This is a genomic window from Streptomyces sp. NRRL B-24085, from assembly GCF_001282115.1.
In the GTDB taxonomy this organism is placed as follows: Bacteria; Actinomycetota; Actinomycetes; order Streptomycetales; family Streptomycetaceae; genus Streptomyces.
Window position 1 is genome coordinate 18517 of the sequence record NZ_LJBR01000064.1, and the last position, 24311, is coordinate 42827.

23 protein-coding genes are annotated in these 24311 nt (G+C 73.3%); 19 read left to right on the forward strand and 4 right to left on the reverse strand.

Features of this window, described 5'->3' with window-relative positions; all coding sequences use genetic code 11:
• The first annotated feature begins 107 nt into the window (after window positions 1-107).
• Genes AOJ26_RS09440 through AOJ26_RS09475 form a run of 8 tightly spaced genes read left to right on the forward strand, consistent with a single transcriptional unit; the run spans window position 108 to window position 7415 of the window.
• The gene (locus tag AOJ26_RS09440; protein WP_053847759.1) at window positions 108-923 is read left to right on the forward strand and encodes an SDR family NAD(P)-dependent oxidoreductase; all 816 of its coding nucleotides are present in this window, start codon (window positions 108-110) and stop codon (window positions 921-923) included.
• A gap of 44 nt (window positions 924-967) precedes the next feature.
• Window positions 968-1933 carry an aromatase/cyclase gene (locus tag AOJ26_RS09445; protein ID WP_053847760.1) on the forward strand — a complete coding sequence of 322 codons (966 nt, stop codon included), beginning with the start codon at window positions 968-970 and terminating at the stop codon, window positions 1931-1933.
• Entirely contained in the window at window positions 1926-3587 is a 1662-nt protein-coding gene (locus AOJ26_RS09450) for an FAD-dependent oxidoreductase (protein WP_053847761.1), read from the forward strand. The genes AOJ26_RS09445 and AOJ26_RS09450 overlap by 8 nt, the downstream gene beginning before the upstream one ends.
• A gap of 50 nt (window positions 3588-3637) precedes the next feature.
• Window positions 3638-4084, forward strand: a complete 447-nt coding sequence (locus tag AOJ26_RS09455; protein ID WP_053847762.1) for a PPOX class F420-dependent oxidoreductase — start codon at window positions 3638-3640, stop codon at window positions 4082-4084.
• 2 nt (window positions 4085-4086) lie between these two features.
• Complete coding sequence (locus AOJ26_RS09460; protein WP_053847763.1) at window positions 4087-5154, forward strand: class I SAM-dependent methyltransferase; 1068 nt, start codon at window positions 4087-4089, stop codon at window positions 5152-5154.
• Entirely contained in the window at window positions 5151-6167 is a 1017-nt protein-coding gene (locus AOJ26_RS09465; RefSeq protein ID WP_053847764.1) for an aldo/keto reductase, read from the forward strand. The genes AOJ26_RS09460 and AOJ26_RS09465 overlap by 4 nt, the downstream gene beginning before the upstream one ends.
• 13 nt (window positions 6168-6180) lie before the next feature.
• Entirely contained in the window at window positions 6181-6618 is a 438-nt protein-coding gene (locus tag AOJ26_RS09470) for a PPOX class F420-dependent oxidoreductase (RefSeq protein WP_053847765.1), read from the forward strand.
• Window positions 6615-7415 (forward strand): SRPBCC family protein, encoded by an 801-nt coding sequence (locus tag AOJ26_RS09475; protein WP_053847766.1) that lies wholly within the window; start codon window positions 6615-6617, stop codon window positions 7413-7415. Before AOJ26_RS09470 ends, AOJ26_RS09475 begins: the two co-directional genes overlap by 4 nt.
• 72 nt (window positions 7416-7487) lie before the next feature.
• On the opposite strand, the gene AOJ26_RS09480 is transcribed toward AOJ26_RS09475, so the two are convergent.
• Entirely contained in the window at window positions 7488-8519 is a 1032-nt protein-coding gene (locus tag AOJ26_RS09480) for a methyltransferase (protein WP_053847767.1), read from the reverse strand.
• A 206-nt stretch (window positions 8520-8725) separates the two neighbouring features.
• Here AOJ26_RS09480 and metK point away from each other — a divergent pair, with 206 nt between their 5' ends.
• From metK to metF, 3 genes are read left to right on the forward strand one after another with little or no spacing between them, the layout of a single operon-like run.
• On the forward strand, window positions 8726-9934 hold the full coding sequence (gene metK / locus AOJ26_RS09485; RefSeq protein ID WP_053847768.1) for a methionine adenosyltransferase: 1209 nt from the start codon (window positions 8726-8728) through the stop codon (window positions 9932-9934).
• Between the two features lie 38 nt (window positions 9935-9972).
• Complete coding sequence (locus tag AOJ26_RS09490; protein WP_053847769.1) at window positions 9973-10968, forward strand: carbohydrate kinase family protein; 996 nt, start codon at window positions 9973-9975, stop codon at window positions 10966-10968.
• Window positions 10953-11861: a methylenetetrahydrofolate reductase [NAD(P)H] gene (gene metF / locus AOJ26_RS09495; protein WP_078959814.1), complete on the forward strand. Its 909-nt coding sequence runs from the start codon at window positions 10953-10955 to the stop codon at window positions 11859-11861. Before AOJ26_RS09490 ends, metF begins: the two co-directional genes overlap by 16 nt.
• Window positions 11862-12203: 342 nt before the next feature.
• Here metF and AOJ26_RS09500 read toward each other — a convergent pair whose 3' ends face one another.
• The gene (locus AOJ26_RS09500; protein ID WP_053847770.1) at window positions 12204-12944 is read right to left on the reverse strand and encodes an SDR family oxidoreductase; all 741 of its coding nucleotides are present in this window, start codon (window positions 12942-12944) and stop codon (window positions 12204-12206) included.
• A 189-nt stretch (window positions 12945-13133) separates the two neighbouring features.
• On the opposite strand from AOJ26_RS09500, the gene AOJ26_RS09505 reads away from it, so the two are divergent.
• The 6 genes from AOJ26_RS09505 (at window position 13134) to fusA (ending at window position 20669) form a co-directional block, all read left to right on the forward strand.
• Window positions 13134-14051 carry an MBL fold metallo-hydrolase gene (locus AOJ26_RS09505; RefSeq protein WP_053847771.1) on the forward strand — a complete coding sequence of 306 codons (918 nt, stop codon included), beginning with the start codon at window positions 13134-13136 and terminating at the stop codon, window positions 14049-14051.
• Between the two features lie 45 nt (window positions 14052-14096).
• Complete coding sequence (locus AOJ26_RS09510; RefSeq protein WP_053847772.1) at window positions 14097-15674, forward strand: acyl-CoA carboxylase subunit beta; 1578 nt, start codon at window positions 14097-14099, stop codon at window positions 15672-15674.
• Entirely contained in the window at window positions 15671-15916 is a 246-nt protein-coding gene (locus tag AOJ26_RS09515) for an acyl-CoA carboxylase epsilon subunit (protein WP_053847773.1), read from the forward strand. The genes AOJ26_RS09510 and AOJ26_RS09515 overlap by 4 nt, the downstream gene beginning before the upstream one ends.
• A gap of 13 nt (window positions 15917-15929) precedes the next feature.
• A complete protein-coding gene (locus AOJ26_RS41685) occupies window positions 15930-17306 on the forward strand; it encodes an MFS transporter (protein WP_256979429.1) in 1377 nt (458 codons plus the stop codon).
• Window positions 17191-18291 carry a serine hydrolase domain-containing protein gene (locus AOJ26_RS09525; RefSeq protein ID WP_053847774.1) on the forward strand — a complete coding sequence of 367 codons (1101 nt, stop codon included), beginning with the start codon at window positions 17191-17193 and terminating at the stop codon, window positions 18289-18291. Before AOJ26_RS41685 ends, AOJ26_RS09525 begins: the two co-directional genes overlap by 116 nt.
• A 341-nt stretch (window positions 18292-18632) precedes the next feature.
• Window positions 18633-20669: an elongation factor G gene (fusA, locus tag AOJ26_RS09530; RefSeq protein WP_053847775.1), complete on the forward strand. Its 2037-nt coding sequence runs from the start codon at window positions 18633-18635 to the stop codon at window positions 20667-20669.
• A gap of 105 nt (window positions 20670-20774) precedes the next feature.
• On the opposite strand, the gene AOJ26_RS09535 is transcribed toward fusA, so the two are convergent.
• Window positions 20775-21167, reverse strand: coding sequence for an SCO5389 family protein (locus AOJ26_RS09535; RefSeq protein ID WP_053847776.1), 393 nt, complete (start codon window positions 21165-21167; stop codon window positions 20775-20777).
• A gap of 36 nt (window positions 21168-21203) precedes the next feature.
• Window positions 21204-22160, reverse strand: a complete 957-nt coding sequence (locus AOJ26_RS09540) for an ATP-binding protein (protein ID WP_053847777.1) — start codon at window positions 22158-22160, stop codon at window positions 21204-21206.
• Window positions 22161-22278: 118 nt separating this feature from the next.
• Here AOJ26_RS09540 and AOJ26_RS09545 point away from each other — a divergent pair, with 118 nt between their 5' ends.
• Together AOJ26_RS09545 and AOJ26_RS09550 are read left to right on the forward strand one after the other, a co-directional pair.
• Window positions 22279-22815, forward strand: a complete 537-nt coding sequence (locus AOJ26_RS09545; RefSeq protein WP_053847778.1) for a GNAT family N-acetyltransferase — start codon at window positions 22279-22281, stop codon at window positions 22813-22815.
• A gap of 5 nt (window positions 22816-22820) precedes the next feature.
• On the forward strand, window positions 22821-24305 hold the full coding sequence (locus tag AOJ26_RS09550) for an ABC transporter substrate-binding protein (RefSeq protein WP_053847832.1): 1485 nt from the start codon (window positions 22821-22823) through the stop codon (window positions 24303-24305).
• Window positions 24306-24311 lie beyond the last annotated feature (6 nt).

Below are 24311 nucleotides of genomic sequence, written 5' to 3' on the forward strand. Positions count from 1 at the left end.
CTCCTCACCGGTCCGTCCACCCGCCCCGCAACGGTTCGAGGCATCCTCGGCCGCCCCTCGAACCCGGTCCGGGAGGCTGCCGGGGCACCCCGACGGAGGAGGACGAGATGACCACAGCGCAACCCCCGGGCACGGCCGGGGCGGGCGGTCCGCACCGCGCGGCCCTCGTGACAGGCGGCACCAGCGGGATCGGGCTCGCCGTGGTGACCCGGCTGGCCCGGCGAGGCATCCCGGTGTACCTGTGCGCGCGGACCGAGGAGAACGTGTCCTCGACCGTGAAGGGGCTGCGGGAGCAGGGCCTGGAGGTGGACGGCCGGGCCGCCGACGTGCGCTCCGGCGAGTCGGTCGGGGCCCTGGTCCGCGCCGCCGTGGAGCGCTACGGGCCGATCACCGTGCTGGTCAACAACGCCGGACGCAGCGGCGGCGGCCGGACCGCGCAGATCACCGACGAGCTGTGGGACGACGTGATCGAGACCAACCTCAGCAGCGTCTTCCGGGTCACCCGCGAAGTCCTCACCACCGGCGGCCTGGAGGGCAGCGAGGGCGGACGGATCATCAGCATCGCCTCCACCGGAGGCAAGCAGGGCGTGCCCTTCGGCGCCCCCTACTCGGCCGCCAAGGGCGGTGTCATCAGCTTCACCAAGGCCCTCGCCAAGGAACTCGCCCCCACCGGGGTCACGGTCAACGCGGTCTGCCCCGGCTATGTCGAGACGCCCATGGCCGTCCGGGTGCGCGAGTCCTACGCGCACACCCGTCACCTGTCCGAGGAGGAGGTGCTCACCGAGTTCCACGCCAAGATCCCGCTGGGGCGGTACTCCACCCCCGACGAGGTGGCCGGCCTCGTCGACTACCTCGTCACCGACACCGCCGCCTCCATCACCGCGCAGGCCCTCAACGTCTGCGGCGGACTCGGCATCTTCTGACCCCGCGGGCCGGCGCCCGGTCCGACCCAGAGAAAGGCACGGCAATGCTGCGCACCGGAACCCAGCGCACTACGCACCACATCGACATCGACGCACCCGCCGGGACCGTCTACGGGATCATCGCCGACGCGCTCTCCTGGCCCGTCCACTTCGCCCCGACGATCCACGTCGAACGCGTCGAGGAAGCGGACCCGCAGGCGGGGGGCGTGGAACGGCTGCGGATCTGGGCCACCGCCAACGGCGAGGCTAAGACCTGGACTTCGCGCCGGGACCTGGACCCGAAGCGGTTTCGGATCACCTTCCGGCAGGAGGTCTCCACGCCGCCGGTCGCCTCGATGAGCGGCGAGTGGATCGTCGAGGCCGGCACCGCACCGGGCACCGCCCGCCTCACCCTGCTCCACGAGTTCACCGCCGTCGACGACGACCCGGCCGGCCTCGCATGGATCGAGCAGGCCACCGACCGCAACAGCGGAACCGAACTCGCCGGCATCAAGGCGCTCGCCGAACAGGCCGCGGACACCGCCGGCCTCGTCTTCGAGTTCGAGGACTCCACGCTGGTCGACGCAGACCCCGGGGACGTCTACCGGTTCCTGTACGAGGCCGCGGCCTGGCCGGACCGGCTGCCCCACGTCTCCCGGATGAGGCTGCGCGAGGACGTCGAGAACATCCAGTGGATGGTGATGGACACCGTCACCAAGGAGGGCTCGGCCCACACCACCGAGTCGGTCCGGGTCTGCTTCCCGGAGCAGCGGCGCATCGTCTACAAGCAACTCGTTACGCCGCCGCTGATGACCGCTCATGTCGGCGCGTGGACCGTCGTGCCCACCGCCGACGGCGTGCGGGCGACCTCCTGGCACCGCGTGCGTCTGAACGAGGCCGCCATCCCCGAGGTCCCGCAGGCCGGCGGGACCCGCGCGTCCGCGGCCGCGTTCGTCCGCCGCGCGGTCGGCGGCAACAGCGCGGCGACACTCGCCCTCGCCAAGGCCTTCACGGAGGCACGGCATGACTGACAGCCCCGCGGGCGCCGACGTCCTCGTGGTGGGCGCGGGCCCCGTCGGTCTCACCCTCGCCCACGAACTCGCGCGGCGCGGAGTGGCGGTACGGATCGTCGACCGGGCCCCGGGCCCCGCGGTCACCAGCCGGGCCCTCGCCGTGCATGCCCGCACCCTGGAGATCTGCGACCAGATGGGCGTCCTGGACGGCCTGCTGCCGCGCGGCCGCAAGGTCGAGCACTTCACCCTGCACCTGCGCGGACGCACCCTGGTCCGCTTCGACACCGACTACTCCACGATGCCCACCCGCTACCCCTTCAGCCTCATGGTCGACCAGGTGGTGACCGAGGAGGTGCTGCGGGAGCGGCTGTCCCAGCGCGGCGTCGAGGTGGAGTGGGGCGTCGCCCTCGACTCCTTCACCCCGTACGACGACCACGTGGACGTACGGCTCGTCGCGGCGGACGGCCGCGCGACCACCTCCTCCGTGCCGTGGCTGGTCGGCACCGACGGGGCGCACAGCACCGTCCGCAAGAGCCTGGGGCTCCGGCTCCTCGGCGACGCCAGCGAGACCTGGCTCAACGCCGACGTCGAGACGGACGCCCCGCTCCCCGGGGACAGCAACCACCTGCTGCACACCGGCAAGGGCACCCTGCTGATGGTGCCCTTCCCGGCCTCCGGGAAGTGGCGGGTGATCGACACCCAGGACATCACGGACGCGGACGACCCGGAGGTGATCAGGAACCGCCTCGCTGGGAAGATCTCCACCGCGCTCGGCCGGCCCGTGAAGGTGGCACCGCCCACCTGGATCTCGGTCTTCACCGTGCAGCAGCGGATGATCGAGAGGATGCGCGTCGGCCGCTGCTTCGTCGCCGGGGACGCGGCCCACGTGCACAGCCCCGCCTCCGGGCAGGGCATGAACGCGGGCATGCAGGACGCCTACAACCTCGCCTGGAAACTCGCCGACGTGATCCGCGGCCACGCCGAGGACCGGCTGCTGGACAGCTACGGCGCCGAACGCGTCCCCGTCGGCGAACGCCTGCTCGGCTCCACCCGCGTGGCCACCGCCCTGGTCGCCCTGCGCAACGCCCTCGGGCCCGTGCTGCTGCCGGTCGGTCTCGGCGCCGTCCGGCGGATCACCCCGCTCAAGCGGAAGCTGGAGCGCAAGATGATCCGCGGCTTCTGCGGACTGACCGTCGAGTACCCCGACAGCCCGCTCAGCCGGCCCGCTCCGCCCGGCCCCGGCCCGCGGCCCGGACAGCGGGTGGGATGCACCGCCGAGGACCGGCGCACCAGGGCCGGCTGGCGGGACCTGTGCGAGGAGCTGCACGACCCGCGCTGGACCCTGCTGCTGCCCGCGACGGCCGGCGGGCGTCCCACCGGAGAGCTGGTCGGACGGCTCGACGCGACCCACGGCCGGGCGGTCTCGGTCCGCCGCCTGTGCGACGCCGGCGACACCTCCGGACCCCGCCCGCTGCTGGACCCGGACGGCGTCCTGCGCCGCGATCTCGGCCTGGGGCCAGGGGACTTCGCGCTCGTCCGCCCTGACGGCCACCTCGCCGCCCGCGGCCCGCTGGCCGACGGCACGGACCTCGACCACACCCTGCGGTCCGCCGGACTCACCGCGGCCCGCGTCACACCCCCCGCAGCCGCCTCCCTGCCGGAAGCGTCCTGAACACCCCAGCCCCACACGTCAGTTCACAGCCGTACGAACGGAGAGAAGTCATGAGTCAGCACCAGGAGGACGCCTACCGGCGGCTGCTGGCCGAACGCAGCGGCGGCCGCGGCGTCCTGGTCACCCTCAAGCGCGACGGCCGCCCCCAGCTCTCCAACGTGGGGTACAGCTACGACCCCGCCACGGACACCATCCGGATCGCCACCACCGACGACCGCGCCAAGACGCGCAACGCCCGCCGGGACCCCCGGGTCAGCTTCCACGTGACGACCGAGGACATGTTCGCCTTCGGGGTGTTCGAGGGCACCGCCTCGGTTTCCGAGGTGGCCGCCGACCCGCACGACGCCGTGGTGGACGAACTCTGCGACATGTACCGCGCCACCCAGGGCGAGCACGAGGACTGGGAGGAGTTCCGCCGGACCAAGGTGAAGGACCAGCGGCTCGTGCTGCGCGTGCGGGTCGAGCGCACCTACGGCTTCATCTTCCAGAAGAGCTGACGATGACGACCCACGCGGCGCCGGCCGTCACCCGGCAGAGCCTGCTGGAGACCCTCCAGGCCTTCAAACGCACCAGTCTGCTCAGGGCGACGGCCGAACTCGGCGTCTTCGACGCGCTCGCCGCCGGCCCCCTGGACCCCGACCGGCTGGCCCGTGCCGTCGGCGCGGACGCCCGGGCCCTGCGCATCCTGCTCGGCGCGGCCGCCGCCACCGGACTGCTCGTCCAGGACGGCACCCGCTTCGCCCTCCCGCCCGGCGCCGCCGAACTCCTGGTCAGCGACAGCCCCCAGTACGCCGGACACGCGCTGCGCATCAACGTCAGCGACTGGGAGTGGGAGGCGATGCGCGACCTCGCCGCCGTGGTGCGCAAGGGCGGCACCCTCCTCACCCCCGACGCCACCGAGCCGGGGTTCTCCTACTGGCGGGACTTCGCCGCGGACGGCACCTTCGTGACCCGGGCCGCCGCGGCCGCCCTCGTCGAGTCCACCCGGGCCTGGGCGGACACCGTGCCGGTACCGCGGGTGCTCGACGTCGGCTGCGGGCACGCGCTGTTCGGCCTCGAGTTCGCCCGGCTGCACCCCACCGCCGTCCTGCACGCCCTCGACCGCCCCGACGTCCTCGACCAGGCCCTGGTCCACGCCGAGCGCATGGGGCTCGCGGACCGCACCCGCCGCATCGAGGGCGACGCCTTCACCGCCCCGCTCGCCGGACCGTACGACCTGATCGTCGTCGCCAACCTGCTGCCCATGTTCCCCGAGGACCAGGGCGTCGCGCTGCTGCGCCGGCTCTCCGGCGCGCTGCGCCCCGGCGGGCGGCTGGTCACCGTCGGGTTCACCGTCGACGGCGGCCCCCCGGCCGAGGAGCACGCGGCCCATCTGCTGTCGCTGCTGATGCTGGTCTCCACGCCCGGCGGCGAGGCCCACTCCCTGGACACGACACGGCGGATGGTCGCGGCCGCCGGACTGACGGAGGTCTCCACCCACCGGGTCGATCCGCTGCCCGTACACGTCGTGACGGCCGCCCCCGGCGCGCCCACGGCCGTGGACACACAGGAAGGAACCAAGCGATGAAGTACGCACGGGTCGGGGACAGCGGTCTGGTGGTGAGCCGGATCGTCTACGGGAACGCCATCACGCACGGGGACCAGGTTGACGAGTCGGTCGCCCGGGACTGCGTACGGGCCGCCCTGGACAACGGCATCACCACCTTCGACACGGCCGACCTGTACGCCGAGGGCCGGGCGGAGGAGATCCTCGGCCGCGCCCTGGCCGGCGTCCGGCGCGAGGAACTGGTCGTCTGCACCAAGTCGGGCCGCTGGGCCCGGCCGGGCGACCCGAACGCGGGCCGGCTCTCCCGCAAGCACATCACCGAGTCGGTCGACGCCTCCCTGCGCCGGCTCGGCATGGACCACGTGGACCTCTACCAGACGCACCGCCACGACGCGGAGACCCCGCTGGAGGAGACCCTCGAAGCCCTCGCCGACGTCGTCCGCGCGGGCAAGGCGCACTACATAGGGGTGTCCGAATGGCCGGCCGACCGCATCCGTGCGGCGGCCCGCATCGCCCGGGAACTCCACGTCCCGCTCATCGCGAACCAGTCGCAGTACTCCCTCCTGTGGCGGGTCGTCGAGGCCGAGGTGCTCCCCGCGAGCCGGGAGGCGGGCGTCGGCCAGATCGCGTGGATGCCGCTCGCCGGCGGCGCGCTCACCGGGAAGTACCGGCCCGGCGCGGGCCTGCCGGAGGGCAGCCGGGCCGGGTCGGGTCCGGGCGGGGCGAAGTCCATCGGCCGCTGGGACTACCTCAACGAGAAGGTGCTCGCCGCCGTGGCGGACCTGGAGCCGCTCGCGGCGGAGGCCGGACTCACCCTGCCCCGGCTGGCGATCGCCTGGGTGCTCGGCCGGCCGGGGGTCTCCGCCACCGTCATGGGCGCCTCCCGTCCGGAGCAGGTGGTGGAGAACGCGGCCGCCGCCGACGTCGTCCTCGACGACGAACTCCTGCGCCGCGTCGACGCGGTGGTGGCCCCCGTGGTCCGGGACGACCCGTCGCTCACCCTGGATCCGCTCGGCCCCGCCGCGAAGCTGTGAGGGGGAGGATCGCGTGATCTTCACCGACAAGGAGATCGAGTACCTGACCTCGCAGCCGTTCGGCCGCCTGGCGACCGTCGGCCCGCACGGCGATCCGCACGTCGTCCCGGTGGGCCTGCACTACAACCCGGACCTCGCGACCATCGACATCGGCGGCCTCAACCTCGGCAGGAGCCGCAAGTACCGGGATGTCCGGGCCCGCCCCCGGGTCGCGTTCGTCGTCGACGACGTCGACCCGGCCGATCCGACGGCACCCCGGGGCATCGAGATCCGCGGCCTCGCCGAAGCCCTGGCCGAAGGCGGGCGGCGCCTGGGCGACCAGGTGGCCCAGGAGCTGATCCGGATCACCCCGACGCGGGTCGTCTCCTGGGGTATCGAGGCGAACTGGCAGGCGGGCCCCTTCGCCCGCAGCGTGTCCCCGGACCACCGACGCACGGAGGAACTCCGATGACCGAACTCACCCATGAGCTGACCGCGGCGGCGCCCGCCCGCCTCCTCTTCGACCTGGTCGCCGACGTGGTCGAGGCCCCCCAGTACTTCGCCACCCATCTGCACGCCGAGATCGTCCGTGCCGAGAGCGCCGAGCGCGATCTCGTGGCCCGCTGGGTGATCGACGGCGGCGCGCCCCGGGGCTGGCGGCTGTGGCGGGTCCGGGACACCGAGAACCTGCTCATCTCCTTCGAGCACGAGACGCCCCGGCCGCCGCTGACCGCCATGCGCGGCGAGTGGCGTTTCGAACGCCTGGCGGACGGCGGGACGAGGCTGCGGGTGCGGCACTCCTTCGAGCCGGCCGAGGGCGCCGGCCCGGCGGCCGCCGACAAGGTGGCCCGGCAGCTCGACGACAACGTGCCCCGCCAGCTCGCCGGGATCGCCCGGCTGGCGGGGTCGATCGAGGCACTGCGCCGCGACACCCTGACCAGCGTGCGCACGGTCCGGGTGCAGGCGCCCCGCGAGGAGGTGGCGGCCCGCGCGGCGGGCACCCTCCCGGACGGCGCCGCGCACTGGGTGTGCGTCGAACCCTCCGAGGGGCGCCTCGTGTTCAAGCGGCACACCGAGCTCGCCCCGCAACTGCACGCGTCGACGGGCGAGTTCGGGTTCACCGAGGAACAGGGCGGCACGACGGTCCGCCTCCGCAGGACCGTCACCCTGACAGGGCCGGTTCCCGAGGAGGAGTCCCGCGTGGCGCGCAAACAGCTCGACGCCGACGTGCGCGACCAGCTCACCGAGCTGGCCGGTACGGCGGGCTGAGCAGCCCTCCCGGCACACCTCGGCCCCGGAACCCTTCCCGGTTCCGGGGCCGAAGTGTGCGCCGTCGCCGGGTCAGTCGCGTTTCGCGGCGACGACGACCGTGTCGTTGCCCTTCGCCAGCCTGGTGGCCGACAGGAAGGTGAAGCCCGACTTCTCCACCCAGGTGCGGCACTCCGACACGGTGTACTCCGAGCCGCCCGGCGTGATCAGGCCGACGTTCAGGCTGCCCACGAGGCTGCGCAGGTCCGGTGCCTCCTCGTCGAGCATCTGGTCGTAGACGACGACCGCCCCGCCCGGCGGCAGCACGGCGTGGGCGCGGTCGAGCAGCTCCTGCCGTTCGTCCTGCGACCAGTCGTGCAGCACATGCCCGAACACCAGCACGTCGGTCTGCGGCAGGGAGTCGGCGAAGAAGTCGCCCGGGTGGAACACCACCCGCCCGGTCAGGCCCAGTTCGGCCATGTACTCCTCGAAGAACGGCTGCACGGCGGGCAGTTCGAAGACCCCGCCGGACAGATGGGGGTGCCGACGCACCAGTTGGGCGGCGACATTGCCCCGGGCGCCGCCCACGTCGACGAACGATGAGTACGCCGACCAGTCCACCGCCTCGGCGAGCTGCGGCCCCACCACGCCGTTGTTGGCGTCCATGTGGACCAGGAAGTTCCGGGTGGCCTCCGGGTCGCTGTAGAGCGTGGCGAACGCGTCCGTGCCGACCCCGGCCTTGGGTTCGCCGTCCCGCAGGGCCTCGGTGAGCCGGCCCCAGGTGTGGTAGTGGCGCCGGCCCGCGGTACGGATCCGGGCGCCCAGGTAGAGCGGGCCGCCGGGCACGAGGAACTGCTCCACCTCGGGCGTGAGCCGGTACTCCGCGCCGTCGCGCCGGATCAGACCGAGCGCGGCCACCGCGCCGAGGAAGTCCCGCAGCAGACGCGGGTGGAGCTCCAGCCGTGCGCAGATCTCGCCCTGGCTCTGCGGCCCTTCGGACAGGAGCTCGAAGAGCCCCACCTCGACGGCGCTGTGCAGTATGCGGGCCTCGGCGTAGGAGGCGCTCAGGCGGGCGATCGCCGGCGCGTCCAGGGACGGCCCGGCGCTGGTGTCGCTGATGGTCATGAAGTGTCCTCGCATCCCTCGGGAGTTCGGATGACGGTCCATCGTCCGCACCCCGGTTCGAGGGTTCGTCGAGATGCCGGAGAACACCCGTGCGGATCCGGACACTGGCGCGAACAGGGCTCTAACGCGGCTGGCTACGGTGCGGGGGACCGGACCAGCCGCTCCCCATCCCCACCGGAGCCGACGCCCCTTCAGGAGGCACAGCCATGCCCGGACGCCTGTTCACCTCGGAGTCCGTCACCGAGGGCCACCCCGACAAGATCGCCGACCAGATCAGCGACACCCTGCTGGACGCGCTGCTGCGGGAGGACCCCGCCTCCAGAGTCGCCGTGGAGACGCTGGTCACCACCGGTCTCGTGCACGTGGCCGGCGAGGTCACCACCGAGGCCCACGTGCCGATCGCGCGGCTCGTGCGCGAGAAGATCCTCGAGATCGGCTACGACTCCTCGGCGAAGGGCTTCGACGGCGCCTCCTGCGGGATCTCGGTGTCCATCGGTGCGCAGTCGCCCGACATCGCACGGGGCGTCGACACCGCCTACGAGAGCCGGGTCGACGGCGACGCCGGTGACCTCGACCGGCAGGGCGCGGGCGACCAGGGCCTGATGTTCGGGTACGCGACCGACGAGACGCCGACCCTGATGCCGCTTCCCATCGACCTGGCACACCGCCTGGCGGCGCGGCTGTCCGAGGTCCGCCGGGACGGCACCGTCCCCTACCTGCGGCCGGACGGCAAGACGCAGGTCACCCTCGAGTACCAGGGCAGCCGGCCCCTCCGGCTCGACACCGTCGTCGTCTCCTCGCAGCACGCCGCCGGTGTCGACCTCGACGCGCTCCTCGCGCCGGACATCCGGCGGCACGTCGTGGAGCCCGTGCTGGCGGAGCTCGGGGACGAGGGCATCAAGCTGGAGACGGACGGCCACCGGCTGCTGGTGAACCCGACGGGCCGCTTCGAGGTGGGCGGCCCGATGGGTGACGCGGGCCTGACCGGCCGCAAGATCATCATCGACACGTACGGCGGCATGGCCCGCCACGGCGGCGGCGCCTTCTCCGGCAAGGACCCGTCCAAGGTGGACCGTTCCGCCGCGTACGCGATGCGCTGGGTCGCCAAGAACGTCGTCGCCGCCGGACTCGCCCCGCGCTGCGAGGTCCAGGTCGCCTACGCGATCGGCAAGGCCGAGCCGGTGGGCCTGTTCGTCGAGACCTTCGGCACGGCCGACGTCGCGCAGAGCCGTATCGAGGAGGCCGTGCACGAGGTCTTCGACCTCCGTCCGGCCGCGATCATCCGCGACCTCGACCTGCTGCGCCCGATCTACGCCCGGACCGCGGCGTACGGCCACTTCGGCCGTGAGCTGCCCGAGTTCACCTGGGAACGCACCGACCGCGCCGAGGCTCTGCGCCGGGCGGCCGGTGTCTGATCCCGTTCGTCCGGCACCATCACGAAAGAGAGGCCGCCATGCGCATAGCCGTGACGGGATCGATCGCCACCGACCATCTGCTCCAGTTCCGCGGCCGCTTCACCGAGCAGCTGCTCGCCGACAGCCTGGACCGCGTCTCGCTCTCCTTCCTCGCCGAGGAACTGGAGATCCGCCGGGGCGGAGTCGCCGCCAACATCGCCTTCGGACTCGGCCGGCTCGGTCTGACGCCGTACCTGGTCGGCGCCGCCGGTGTCGACTTCGCCGAATACCAGCTCTGGCTGAAGCGGAACGGGGTCGACACCGACTCCATCACCGTCTCCGACAGCCGGCACACCGCCCGCTTCATCTGCACCACGGACGCCGAGCAGAACCAGATCGCCACCTTCTACGCCGGTGCGATGGCCGAGGCCCGTGACATCAGCCTCCGTCCGCTGATCGAGCGCACCGGCGGCCTCGACATGGTGGTCGTCTCGCCGAACGACCCCGAGGCGATGCTCCGGCACACCCGGGAGTGCATCGCCCTGGGGATCCCCTTTGCCGCCGATCCCTCCCAGCAACTCGCGCACCTGGGACGGTCCGAGGTCCGCGCCCTGCTGGACCACCCACGGCTGCTGTTCACCAACGAGTACGAGTCCGCGCTCCTCCAGGAGCGGGCGGGCTGGACCGAGGCGCAGATCCTGGGCCGCGTCGGCTCCTGGGTGACGACCCTCGGCCACCGGGGCGCCCGTGTCCAGCGGGCCGGACACCGGCCGCTGCGGGTCCCCGCCGTCACCACCGCACCCGCCGTCGACCCGACCGGCGTCGGCGACGCGTTCCGCGCGGGCTTCCTCGCCGCCTGCGCGTGGCGACTCGGTGAGCAGGCCGCGGCCCGACTGGGCTGCGCGCTGGCCACACTGGCGCTGGAGACGGTCGGCACCCAGGAGTACGCCCCGCGGGCACCGGTCCTGCTGGCCCGCCTCCACGAGGCCTACGGCCCCGGGGCGGCCGCCGAACTCGCGCCGTTCCTGGAGGTGTTGCCGTGCACAGCAGGGTGAGCGCACCCACCGTGCGCGAGGTCCTGGCCGGCGGGGTCCCCTTCTTCTCCTTCGAGGTCTTCCCGCCGCGGACCGAGCAGGGCACGCAGGCCCTGTGGAACACCGTCCGCCGGATCGAGGCGCTGTCACCGGCCTTCGTGTCGGTGACCTACGGCGCCGGCGGTTCCTCCCGGGACCGCACCGTGGCGGTCACCCGGCGGATCGCCGCGGAGACGACCCTGCGCCCGGTGGCCCATCTCACCGCCGTCGGACACTCGGTGGCCGAGCTGCGCCACGTCCTCGGCCAGTACGCCGACGCGGGCGTCCGTGACGTGCTCGCCCTGCGGGGAGACCCGCCGGGAGACCCGAACGCCCCCTGGCGCGCGCACCCCCACGGCTTCCGCCACGCCTGCGAACTCGTCGGCCTGGTCAAGGAGTCCGGGGACTTCGGGGTGGGGGTGGCGGCCTTCCCGGAGATGCACCCGCGCTCCGCCGACTGGGACAGCGACATCAGGCACTTCGTGGCCAAGTGCCGGGCCGGCGCCGACTACGCCATCACCCAGATGTTCTTCCACGTGGAGGACTACCTGCGGCTGCGCGACCGCGTCCGGGCCGCGGGCTGTGACACACCGATCATCCCGGAGATCATGCCGGCGACCGACGTACGCCAGATCCGGCGGTTCGCCGCGCTGTCCGGCGCGGCCTTCCCCGAGGACCTGGCCCGGCGCCTGGACGCCGCCCGGGACAGGCCGGACGAAGGACATCGCATCGGCGTCGAGTACGCGACCGCCATGGCGCACCGGCTCCTCGCCGAAGGCGCTCCCGGACTGCACTGCATCACCCTCAACCGGCCCTCGGCCGCCCTGGAGATCCACCAGAGCCTGCGGACCGTCGCGGGCCCGGCCCGGACCTGAGACGCAGGGGGCAGGAGCCGCACGAACAGGCCCACCGGCGCCCGACGGGGGATGGCGGGTGCCGGTGGGCCGCTTGAGGGGCGGTGCACCCGGAGCGATGGCCGCCGCGCCGGGAGGGTACGAGCCGATCATCTCCGCGGCGATACGGCCCGGGCCCGTCCGACCTGGACGTGCTCCGCTCGGGCGAAACAGGAACCGGCCGCGCCCCCGTCGCCGGCGGCACCTTCCGCGGGCGACAGGGACGGCCTGGTCACGCGGCAGCGGGACCTGCTCCCGTTCCAGGGCCGGGGGCCAGGGCAGGAAGGGCACACGGCCCTCCTGTTCCCGGGCCGTGGCGCGGGGTCAGCCGGCCACCAGGGACAGGCCGCCGTCGGCCGTGACGACCTGGCCGTGGATCCAGCCCGCGTCCGGGCGGCACAGCAGGGCCACGGCGTCGGCGATGTCGTCGGGCGTGGTCAGCCGCCCCGCCGGGGTGCGCGCGGCCAGCGCCGCCACCGCCTCCGCCGGACCTCCGGCACCGGGCCCCTTGTCGATCTTCGAGGTGGACACCGCGTTCACGGTGATGCCTGCCGGGGCCAGCTCCACGGCGAGATAGCGCACCAGGCTCTCCAGAGCGGCCTTGGCCACCCCCTGCGATAGATAGGCGGGGACGACCCGGCCCGCGCCCGCGCTGCTCACCGCCACCACCCGGCCAGGCCGGCCCGCCATCAGCCCGGTCAGGACGGGCACACCGGCGAGCAGCGGAGCGAGCGCCAGGGCGAGATCGTCCCGTACGTCCCGCAGCGAGGCCCGCGGCCCGGCCGGCGGACGCCGGTGGGCGGCCGCGTGCACGAAGACGTCCAGGACGCCCCAGGTCTCCCGCACCTCGTCGAGCACCCGCACGACGCCGCCCGGAGCGGTCAGGTCCGCCCGCACCGCGGTCACGGTCCCCGGCAGCCCGGACAGGGAGTCCAGGGCGTGCTTGGCGTCGGCGTCGCTGTGCCCGTAGACGAGCAGGACGTCGCGGCCGTCCGCGCACAGCCTGCGCGCGACCGCCAGTCCGACACCCCGGGTGCCGCCCGTCACCACCGCTTTCCCGCTCATGATCACCCTCCTCCGGGCCGTGTGCGGTCCAGGGTCACAGGCCCCCGTCGACGAATGATCGAGAACGGATCGCGCGCCGTGGCGGTCCCGCGCCACCGTCCGGTCTCTAACCGTCCTCGAAGCGCGGGACCGACGCTGAAGGCCCGCCGGGCGGCGGTCCGTGCCCGGGGTCCAGGAGGAGGAGCCGACATGAGTGGACTCGGCCCGTACGAGCCGCGGTTCGAGGAGGTCGCCGACGGTGTGCACGCCTTCGTCCAGCCGGACGGGAGCTGGTGCCTGAGCAACGCGGGCGTCCTGCCCGGCACCGACGTCACCCTCGTCGTGGACACCGCCGCGACCCGGGCCCGGGCCCTCAGGCTCCGCGCGGCGACCGAGCGGCTCAGGGGCGGCTCACGCCTGCTGGTGGCCAACACGCACCAGCACGGCGACCACACCTTCGGCAACTGCGTCTTCGCACCGGACGCCCTGTTCGTCGGCCATGACACCGCACGCTCGGACATGGCGAGGTCCGGCCTCGGACTCCAGAGGCTGTGGCCCGACGTGCCGTGGGGCGAGGTGCGGGTCACCCTGCCGGAGCTCACCTACTCGGACCGGATGACCCTGCACACCGGCCGCGAGGAGGTCGAGCTGATCCACCCCGGCCCCGCGCACACCACGGGGGACACCGTCGTCTGGGTGCCGCACCGGCGTGTGCTGTTCACCGGGGACATCGTCATGAACGGGGTGACGCCCTTCTGCCTCATGGGTTCCGTCGAAGGCTCGCTCCGCGCGATACGGCTCCTGCGCGAACTGGAGCCCACCACGGTCGTACCGGGACACGGCCCGGTCTGCGGACCCGAGGTGTTCGACACCTGCGCCCGCTATCTGCGCTGGGTGCAACGGCTCGCCGAGGACACCGTGTCGGCGGGCGTCTCCCCCCTGGAGGCAGCCCGCGAGACGGACCTGGGGGAGTGGGGCGCTCTGCTCGACCCGGAGCGGCTCGTGCCCAACCTCGTCCGGGCCGTCGCGGAGGAACGCGGCGGGCCCCTGGGCGAACCGATCGACGAGATGGCCGCGTTCGGCGAGATGCTGGAGTTCCACGGCGGCCTCCCCACCTGCCACGCCTGAACCCGGCGCCCCCGCACACCCGGCCTGTCAGGAGAAAGGGCAGTCATGACCGTCGTACAGGACAATCCGTTCCAGGCGGCCCGCGACCGGGTCGCGGAACTCCACGCGATCCGCGCCGCCGTCCGGGAGGGCCCGGACGAGAAGGCCACCCGGGCCCAGCGGGCCAAGGGCAAGCTCACCGCCCGTGAGCGCCTCGCCCTGCTGTTCGACGACGGTGACTTCACCGAGGTCGAGGGTCTGCGCCGGCACCGGGCCTCCGGCTTCGGCCTGGAGCACAAGCGGCCCCACACGGACGGGGTCGTCACCGGCTGGGGCCGGGTGTACGGGCGGATGGTCTTCGCGTACGCCCACGACTTCCGGGTCTTCGGCGGCTCGCTCGGAGAGGCGCACGCCGAGAAGATCCACAAGATCATGGACATGGCGTCCACGGCCGGTGCTCCCCTGGTGGGGCTGTGCGACGGCGCCGGCGCCCGGATCCAGGAGGGGGTCGGCGCCCTCGCCGGGTACGGCGGCATCTTCCGGCGCAACGTGCGCAACTCCGGGGTGATCCCGCAGATCAGCGTGATCATGGGGCCGTGCGCCGGGGGCGCGGCCTACTCGCCCGCGCTCACCGACTTCGTCTTCATGGTCCGCGGCACCTCGCAGATGTTCATCACCGGCCCGGACGTGGTCAAGGCGGTCACCGGCGAGACGATCACCCAGGACGAACTGGGCGGCGCCGACCCGCACGCCACGGTCTCGGGCGTCGCGGACTTCGTCTACGACGACGAAGCGGCCTGTCTGTCGGACGTCCGCTACCTGCTCTCCCTGCTCCCGGCCAACAACCGGGAGGCCCCGCCCGCCGAGTCCTCCACCGACCCCGCGGACCGGCGCACCGACACCCTGGCGGCCCTCGTCCCCGCCGACCCCCACCGCCCGTACGACATGCGCCGGGTGATCGAGGAGATCGTCGACGGGGGCGAGCACTTCGAGGTCCGCCAGGGCTGGGCCCCCAACGTGCTGTGCACCCTGGCGCGCCTGGAGGGCCACGTCGTCGGTGTCGTGGCGAACCAGCCGTCCGTGCTGGCCGGGGTGCTGGACATCAAGGGCAGCGAGAAGGCCGCCCGGTTCGTGCGGTTCTGCGACGCGTTCAACATCCCGCTCGTCACCCTCGTCGACGTCCCGGGCTTCCTGCCGGGGGTCGACCAGGAACACGGCGGCATCATCCGCCACGGCGCCAAGCTGCTGTACGCCTACTGCGACGCCACCGTGCCCCGGGTGCAGGTCATCCTGCGCAAGGCCTACGGCGGCGCCTACATCGTCATGGACTCGCGCTCGATCGGCTGCGACGTCTCGCTGGCCTGGCCCATCAACGAGATCGCCGTGATGGGTGCCGAGGGCGCCGCCGACGTGGTCTTCCGGCGCGAGATCGCCGCCGCACAGGACCCCGAACTCGCCCGCAAACAGTACATGGAGGAGTACCGGGAGCAGTTGATGCACCCGTACCACGCGGCGGAACGCGGACTCGTCGACGACGTGATCGACCCGGCGGAGACCCGGATGCGCCTGACCGACGCGCTCGGCATGCTGCGCGCCAAGTACGTCGCCGCGCCCAGCCGCAAGCACGGGAACCAGCCGCAGTGACCGGCGACCCCGCCGCCCGTCCCGTCTCCGCGGCCTTCGAGGTACGCGCGGGCCGGCCGTCCGACACCGAACTGGCCGCTGTCACCGCCGTGTTGCTCGCCCTGGTCCGTGCCTCCGCGCAGGACGCGGGGCCCCGGGCGCCCGGCGCTCGGACGCCCCGGTGGCCTGCCGAGGAGCGCCCCCACGTGCCGGCGGGAGCGTGGGCGGCGGCACCCCGGGGTGCCGCGCGCACCGCGCCCTGACCGGCACGAGCAGATGTTCCGGCACACGTTCAGATCGCTCGCCGTGCGCAACTTCCGGCTCTTCGTCATCGGCCAGGTGTTCTCCGTCACCGGCACCTGGATGATGCTGGTGGCCCAGGACTGGCTGGTGCTGTCCCTGTCCGGCGACTCGGCGACACAGCTCGGAATCGTCACCGGCCTCCAGTTCGCCCCCGTGCTGCTCCTCACGCTGCACGGCGGCACCCTCGCGGACCGGTGGGACAGGCGGCGGCTCCTTGCGGTGGCGAACGGGATCGCCGCACTGCTCGCCGCGCTGGTCTTCCTGGTGGCCGTCGGCCCGGGACTGCGGCTGTGGCACCTCTACGTGTTCGCCACGGCCCTGGGCATGGTCACCGCCGTGGAGGCACCGACCCGCATGGCCCTGGTGGGGGAGCTGGTCGGCGCCGAACTCCTGCCCAACGCCTCGGCGTTGAGCGGCGCCTACTTCAACGTCGCCAGGATGGTGGGTCCGGCGCTCGCCGGCCTGCTCATCGGCCGCCTCGGCGCCGCCTCCGTGTTCCTGCTCAACGCCGTCAGCTACGGCGCGACCGTGGCGAGCGTCGCGCTGATGCGGGAGCACGAGCGGTGTTCCGTCCATCCGCGGTCCGACCGGCACCGCCGGAGCAGCGGAGTGACGGCCGGACTCCGTCATGTGCTGGGGCGTTCCGACCTGCTGCTGCCACTGGCCCTGCTGGCGGTCGTGGGGAGCTTCGGCTTCAACTTCCAGCTCACCCTGCCCGTCCTCGCGAAGGCGGAGTTCGGGACCGGCCCGGCCTCGTTCGGACTGCTGACCTCCGCACTCGCGGCCGGCTCGCTGGGTGCCGCGCTCGTCACGACCGCCCGGGTGCGCAGACCGACGGCCGGGGTGGTGATCGGCGCGAGCGCGCTGTTCGGGCTGTGCGAGACCGCCTCGGGCCTGGCACCGACGTTCGCCCTGACCCTCGTGGCGCTCGCCGCCACCGGTTTCGGGGCGGGCTACTTCGCGCAGGCGACCAACCACCGTGTGCAGTTGGGCAGCGACCCGAGGTACCGCGGCCGGGTGCTGGCCCTCTACGTCGTGATCTTCCAGGGATCGACACCGCTGGGCGCGCTTCCGCTGGGCCCGCTCGTCGAGGCGGAGGGCGCCAGGTCCGGACTCCTGGCCGGCGGCCTGGTCACCTTGGCGGCGTCGGCGGCGGCGCTGGTGTGGGCACGGCGGAGCGATCCACCCGAATATCGGTTGACCGGCGCGGCGGGCGAGGAGCTCAATACCCTCCATGGCCGACATCCAGGGCACGTACGACGACCTGTTCTCCGCGGTACCGAGCGGGCTGGCGGCGCTGCTGGACGAAGGGGACGCGGGGGGTTCCGTGGCCGTCCTCGTGGACGGTGAACCGGTCGTGGACGTCTGGGGCGGTTTCACCGACGCCCGCCGGACGGTCCCGTGGCAACGGGACACCATCACCAACGTCTTCTCCACCACCAAGACGATGACGGCGCTGTGCGCGCTGATCCTCGCCGACCGCGGCGCTCTCGACCTGGACGCCCCCGTGGCCCGCTACTGGCCGGAGTTCGCCGCCGCCGGCAAGGAGAAGGTGCTCGTGCGGCACCTGCTGTCGCACACCGCGGGCCTGCCCCACTGGGAGGGCCCGGTCGAGGAGCTCTACGACTGGCCGGCCGCCACCTCCCGGCTCGCCGCCCAGCCGCTCCTGTGGGAGCCCGGCACCGCCGCCGGCTACCACTCGCTCACCCAGGGCTTCCTGGTCGGCGAGGTGCTGCGCCGGATCACCGGCCGCACGGTCGGCGGGTTCCTCGCCGAGGAGGTCACCGGCCCCCTCGGCGCCGACTTCCACATCGGGCTCCCCGCCGACCACGACCACCGGGTCGCCCGTACGCTCCCGCCGCCCGGCCGAGACGAGGACTACACCGCGGGCGCCGCGAACAGCGACGCCCCGCGCACCACGGCGACCGCCTTCCGCCTCCGGGACGGCAACAGCACGGCCTGGCGGCGCGCCCAGATCCCCGCCGCCGGAGGGTTCGGCAACGCCCGCTCGGTGGCCCTCGTCCAGTCCGCGCTCGCCTGCGGCGGAACCGTCCGGGGCGTACGGCTGCTGTCGGCGGCGGGCGCCGCACGCGCCCGGGAGGAGCAGTTCAACGGCGAGGACCGCGTGATCGGCATGACACAGCGGTACGGCCTCGGCTACGGCCTGTTCGGCACCTCCTTCGGCTGGGGCGGCTGGGGCGGCTCCCTCGTCATGATCGACCCCGACGCCCGCATGGTGGTGGCCTATACGACCAACCAGATGCGCGAACCCGCCGAGGACACCCGGGGGTTGGACCTCGTCATGGCCGCCTACGACGGCCTCCAGGGCCTCTAGCGCCGACGTCCGGCCGGAAGGGGCGGGGCACGGAAAAAATCCCGTGCCCCGCCCCTTCCCGTGTCCCTACACTCACCACGCAGCCCGTGAAGGGGACGACGAACGAGGGGAGTACGGCCGTGTGCGTGCGCAGCGCTGTCGCCGTTCCCCGGACGTCGTACGACGTGATCCTCGTGTCCCCGGCCCTCCGGTGCCCGCTGCGCGGCCGGCACCGGACGCCCGCGACGACCGCCTGACCGAGGCCGGACACCCCTGCCACGCACACGCACCGACGTGCCGTCATGCCGTCGTACGGGACATCGCGCAGCCCTGTCACCACACCACCCGAAAGGCCATGGGCCGTGCGCACCACCCACCACCCCGACCCGCTCGCCGTCGTCCGCAACCTCGGCATCCTTGCCCACGTCGACGCCGGCAAGACCACGGTCACCGAGCGGATCCTGTTCGCCACCGGCACCACGCACAAGCGCGGCGAGGTCCACGACGGCACCACCGTCACCGACTTCGACCCGCAGGAGCGGGACCGCGGGATCACCATCTTCGCCGCGGCCGTGAGCTGCGCCTGGGACGGACACCGCCTCAACCTGATCGACACCCCCGGGCACGTCGACTTCGCCGACGAGGTGGAGCGCTCGCTCCGGGTGCTCGACGGCGCGGTCGCGGTGTTCGACGCGGTCGCGGGCGTGGAGCCGCAGAGCGAGTCGGTGTGGCGGCAGGCGGACCGGCACGGTGTGCCGAGGATCGCGTTCGTCAACAAGATGGACCGCGCGGGCGCCGACCTGGACGCGGCCGTCGAGTCGATCCGGCGGCGGCTGCATCCGGCCCCGCTGGTCGTGCAGTTGCCCATCGGCAGCGAGGACGGCTTCACCGGTGTCGTCGACCTGGTCCGGATGCGGGCACTGACCTGGCCGGACGACGGCACGGTCAGGGAAGAACCCGTGCCGGACTCCCTGCGCGAGGAGGCGCTCGGGCGTCGCCGCACGCTGGAGGAGGCCGTCGCCGAACGGCATCCGGCCGCCCTGGAGGAGTTCTGCGACCGGGAGACCCTGTCCGCCGGCACCCTCACCGCCGCCCTGCGGGACCTCACCCGCAGCGGCGACGGCGTGGTCGTCCTGTGCGGCTCGGCCTACCGCGACCGCGGGGTCGAACCGCTGCTGGACGCCGTCGTGGCGTACCTGCCGTCACCGCTCGACGTGCCCGCCGTACGCGGCGAGAACGGCGAGGAGCGGCCCTGCGACCCGGCGGCGCCCTTCGCGGCGCTGGCGTTCAAGGTGCACGCCACCCCGACGGGACGGCTGACGTACGTCCGGGTGTACGCGGGAACGATCGAGAAGGGAGCCACCGTGTGGGACGCGGGCGCGCGCCGCACCGAGCGGGTCGGGCGGATCCTGCGTGTGCAGGCCGACCGGCACGCCCCGTTGGAGCGTGCGGTCGCCGGTGACATCGTCGCCGTCGTCGGGCTGCGGTCGGCCCGGGCGGGCTCGACCCTGTGTGCGCCGGAGGCCCCGCTCGTGCTCGAACCGCCGAGCGTGGCCGACCCCGTCGTGTCCGTGGCGGTCGAGCCGCAACGGGCCGTCGACAGCGACCGGTTGGCGTCCGCGCTGGCCCGGCTGGCCGAGGAGGACCCCTCGCTCGTCGTCCGCACGGACCCCGAGACCGGCCAGACCCTGCTGTCCGGCATGGGTGAACTGCATCTGGAGGTCGCGGTGGAGAAGGTACGGCGCGAGCACGGCCTCGCTCTGAACACCGGCCGTCCCAGGGTTGGTTACCGGGAGACAGTTGGGCGGGGCGTGTCGGGTCTGGTCTTCCGGCACGTCAAACAGGACGGCGGGGCGGGGCAGTTCGCCCATGTCGTGCTCGACGTCGAACCCTCGCGGGAGGACTTCGAGTTCCGTTCCGCGGTGGTGGGCGGGCGCGTCCCGCAGGAGTACGTCCGCGCCGTCGAGGCCGGCTGCCGGGACGCCCTGGCCGAAGGGCCGCTCGGCGGACACCCGGTGACGGGCCTGCGCGTCACCCTCACCGACGGGGCGACGCATGTGAAGGACTCCTCTGACACGGCCTTCCGCACCGCGGGCCGGGCCGGACTCCGGGAGGCGCTGCGCGCCTGCGCGATGGTCCTCCTGGAACCGGTCGCCGAGGTCACGGTCACCGTGCCCGAGGACGCCGTGGGCGCCGTGCTCGGCGACCTCGCCGCCCGCCGCGGCAGGGTCTCCGGCTCGGCCGTGCGCGGCGGTTCGAGGGCCGTCACGGCGACCGTGCCGCTGGCCGAACTCTTCGGCTACGCCACGAGGCTGCGCAGCCGGACCCAGGGCCGCGGCACCTTCACGGCCCGTCCGACGGGGTACGCGCCGGCGCCGGCGGCGACGTCACCGCGGTGACGTGACGTCGGGGACGTGACGTAGGGGACGGAAGTCCCGGACACGAGGGGGAAGGGCCGGGCGGTCGCACCGCCCGGCCCTTCCGCCCCGCGCACCGGACTCCGCTCAGCAGTCCCTGAACTCCGGCGACTGGTTCAGCACCTGCGAGCGCACCGACGTGAAGCGGGTGTAGGTCTCGCCGTCGGCCGACTCCGGGCGGAAGGCGGCCACGCGGTGGCAGTTCTGGAAGGCCAGGGCCACGCCGAAGTGGCGTTCCAGGCTGCCGCGGATGGCGTCGCTGGCGAGGGCGCGCAGGAGCTGGCCGCGCTCCTTCTCCGACGGGGGCGGGGTCTGATTGTCGGTGAACTCGGCCTGGCCGCCGCGCAGTTCCTCGGCCAGGGAGGCGATCAGGTCGTAGGCGTAGGGGAGGGAGGCGCGGACCGTGTCCACGAAGTCCTCTTCGCGGATGTCGCCCTGTTCGGCTTCGGCGAGGAGTTTCGGCGATACGTCGAGAGACATGTGCTGCGGTTCCTGTCTGTCAGTGGGAGGAGGGGGTCAGCCGAGGGAGGCGGGACCCGGTACGAAGTCCGGGTCCACCTGAGAGGCCAGGTCGAGGCCGGTCGCCTCGTTCGCCCAGGAGCGGGCGTTGCGCAGGTGGAACTCGACCGCGTGGCGGTGGAGGGTCGGCCAGTCGCGGGGGTGGGCGTCGACCGTCTCGCGCAGGATCGACAGGGCGTGCCGGTTGTGGGGCTCCAGCGAGTCCGGGCCGCCCTCGGCGCGCCCCTGTTCGGCGGCGCGCACCCAGGGCGACTGGACCAGGTGGGTCACCAGGTCGTCGCCCACGTGTTCCTTGAGGAAGAGGAGGTCGTCCTCGCCGGTCACCTTGTTGCCGACCACGGCGATCCGGATCCCGAACTCCCGTGCGTGGTCCCGGTACTGGCGGTACACCGAGACGCCCTTGCGGGTGGGTTCGGCCACCAGGAAGGTCACGTCGAAGCGGGTGAACAGGCCCGAGGCGAACGCGTCCGCGCCGGCGGTCATGTCGACGACGACGTACTCGCCGGGGCCGTCGACCAGGTGGTTGAGGTACAGCTCCACCCCGCCCAGCTTGGAGTGGTAGCAGGCGACGCCGAGGTCGCTCTCCTCGAACGCGCCCGTCACCATGAGCGGGACGTCGCCGACCCGCCGGACGTGTCGGGCGTGCAGTTCGTCGTCGCCCAGCAGCCGCAGCAGACGTGAACCCCGGCCCGGCGGCGTGGTCTTGATCATCGCCTCGGGGGAGGCGATGCGCGGGTTGTCGCCGCGCAGGAAGTCCTTGATGTCGGCCACGTGCGCGCCCAGCGGAGGGGCGCCCAGGTCGTCGCCGTCGTGGCCCAGAGCCTCGGCGAGGTGCTGGTTGATGTCGCCGTCCACGGCCAGCACCGGTGCGCCGGAACGGGCCAGATGGCGGGAGAAGAGCGCCGACAGGGTGGTCTTGCCGCTGCCGCCCTTGCCGACGAAGGCGATCCGCACTACCGCTCCATCTTTTTGAAAATGGATGTCATGTCGGTAGGTTCTATGGCGTGCGTTCGATCACTGTCAAATCGCCCCCGTGATCAAGACCCTGACCCTTAATGCATATGATGTGCAAGTGCGTGACTACAGCATCAGGGCCGCCGGCCCGGACGACCTCGAAGGTGCGCGAGCCGTGATGCTCGACACCGTCTACCGCGACTTCGGAACCGGGTACGTGCCCCGCTGGCACGCCGACATCATCGACCCGGCCGCCGCCTACCTCGTCCCGGCCCGCCACACCCTCCTCGTCGCCCTCGACCCGGACGACCGGGCCGTCGTCGCCACCGGCGCCCTCGACTCCCGCGGCCCCGCCCACCCGCCGAACCCGCGCGAACTGGCCGAGCGCTACCCCGACGGCGACACCGCCCAACTGCGCCGGATCTACGTCCGCCCCGAGCACCGCAGGCGCGGCCTCGCCCGCCGCCTGGTCGACGAGCTGCTGGCCTTCGCGGCCGCAGACGGCGGCTACCGCTCCGTGTATCTGCACACCGACCCGGCGGTCCCGGGCGCCGAACCGTTCTGGCGCTCGATCGGCAAGGTCGTGCACGACGAACGCGAGACGACGGGCGGCGCGAGCAACGTCGTCCACTTCGAGATACCGATGGGACGGTGACCGCGATGCGCCGCCGTCACGCACTCGGCTCCCTCCTGCTCGCCCCGCTGCTCACCGCCTGCTTCGCCTCCCCGGGCGGCGACTCCGGGAGCGCCACGGGCGACGGCTCCCGGCTCCGTGTCGCCCTCGCCTTCCCGCCCGCCGAGAACCTCTCGCCGTACGGCGACGACGCCACCCTCCTCAGCCGCCTCGGTGTCAGCGAGGGCCTGACCGCCCTCGACGCCAACGGCGCCGCCACGCCCGCGCTCGCCGAGTCCTGGCGCCGCGAGAACGACCGCACCTGGCTGTTCACCCTGCGCGAGGCCGGCTTCCAGGACGGTTCCGAGGTCACCCCGGCCACCGTCGCCGCCGCCCTCACCCACGCCGGCGAGGCGAAGCCCGCCCCGGCCGCCCTCTCCGGCGTCACGCTGACGGCACAGGCGGCCGGCGACGCCGTACGCATCACCACGAGGACCCCCGACCCCGTCCTGCCGCTCCGGCTGTCCAGCCCGAGCCTCGCCGTGTTCGCCGCGAAGGCATACGGCAAGGACGGCCGCGTCGATCCCGTCGGCACCGGCGCCGGCCCCTTCGAGCTGACCGGGGTCACCGGCTCCGCCTCCGCCGCCCTCGACCGCTTCGACGACTACTGGGGCGGCCGCGCCCAGGCCCCCGGCATCGATGCCCGCTTCGTCGCCGACGGCACCGCCCGCGCCAACGCCCTGCGCACCGGCCAGGTCGACATCGCCGAGGCGGTCCCGGTCGCCCAGGCCGCCACCCTCGACGAGGCCACCGTCGAGGAGACCGCCACCACCCGCACCACGAGCCTGCACCTCAACACCCGGTCCGGCCCCTTCAGGGACCCGAAGCTGCGCGCCGCCGCCCGCGCGGCCGTCGACAGCTCCGCCGTCGTCAAGGGCGTCTTCGAGGGCCACGCCGATCCCGGCGCCGGCCTCTACGGACCGGCCGTGACGTGGGCCGAGGGCAAGCGCGTACGGCCCGCCGGGCGCGCGGCCGCCGCGGACCCGCACGGCACCGCCGTCACCCTCGCCACCTACGACAACCGGCCCGAACTCCCGGAGACCGCCCAGGTGCTGCAACAGCAGCTCCGCAGAGCCGGGTTCCGGGTCACGCTGGTGGTCCGTGAGTACGCGCGGCTCGAAAGCGACGTGCTCGCCGGGAAGTTCGACGGGTTCGTCGGCGCCCGCAACAGCCTCGTCGACACCGGCGACCCCGTCGGCGTCCTCGCGAGCGACCACACCTGCGACGGCGGCTACAACCTGGCCCGGCTGTGCGACGGGAAGGTCGACCGGGCGGTCGCCGAGGCCGACGCCGTGGCCGACACCGGTGCGCGGCAGGACGCGGCGATGCGCGCCGAGGCGGCGGTCCTCGGCACCGACGCCGTGGTGCCGCTGGCCCACCAGAGGATCATCACCGGTGTCGCCACCGGCGTCCGGGGCGTGCTGCTCGACCCGTACGAACGGACGCTGGTCGGCCCCGGAACGCGACGCTGACCCGTG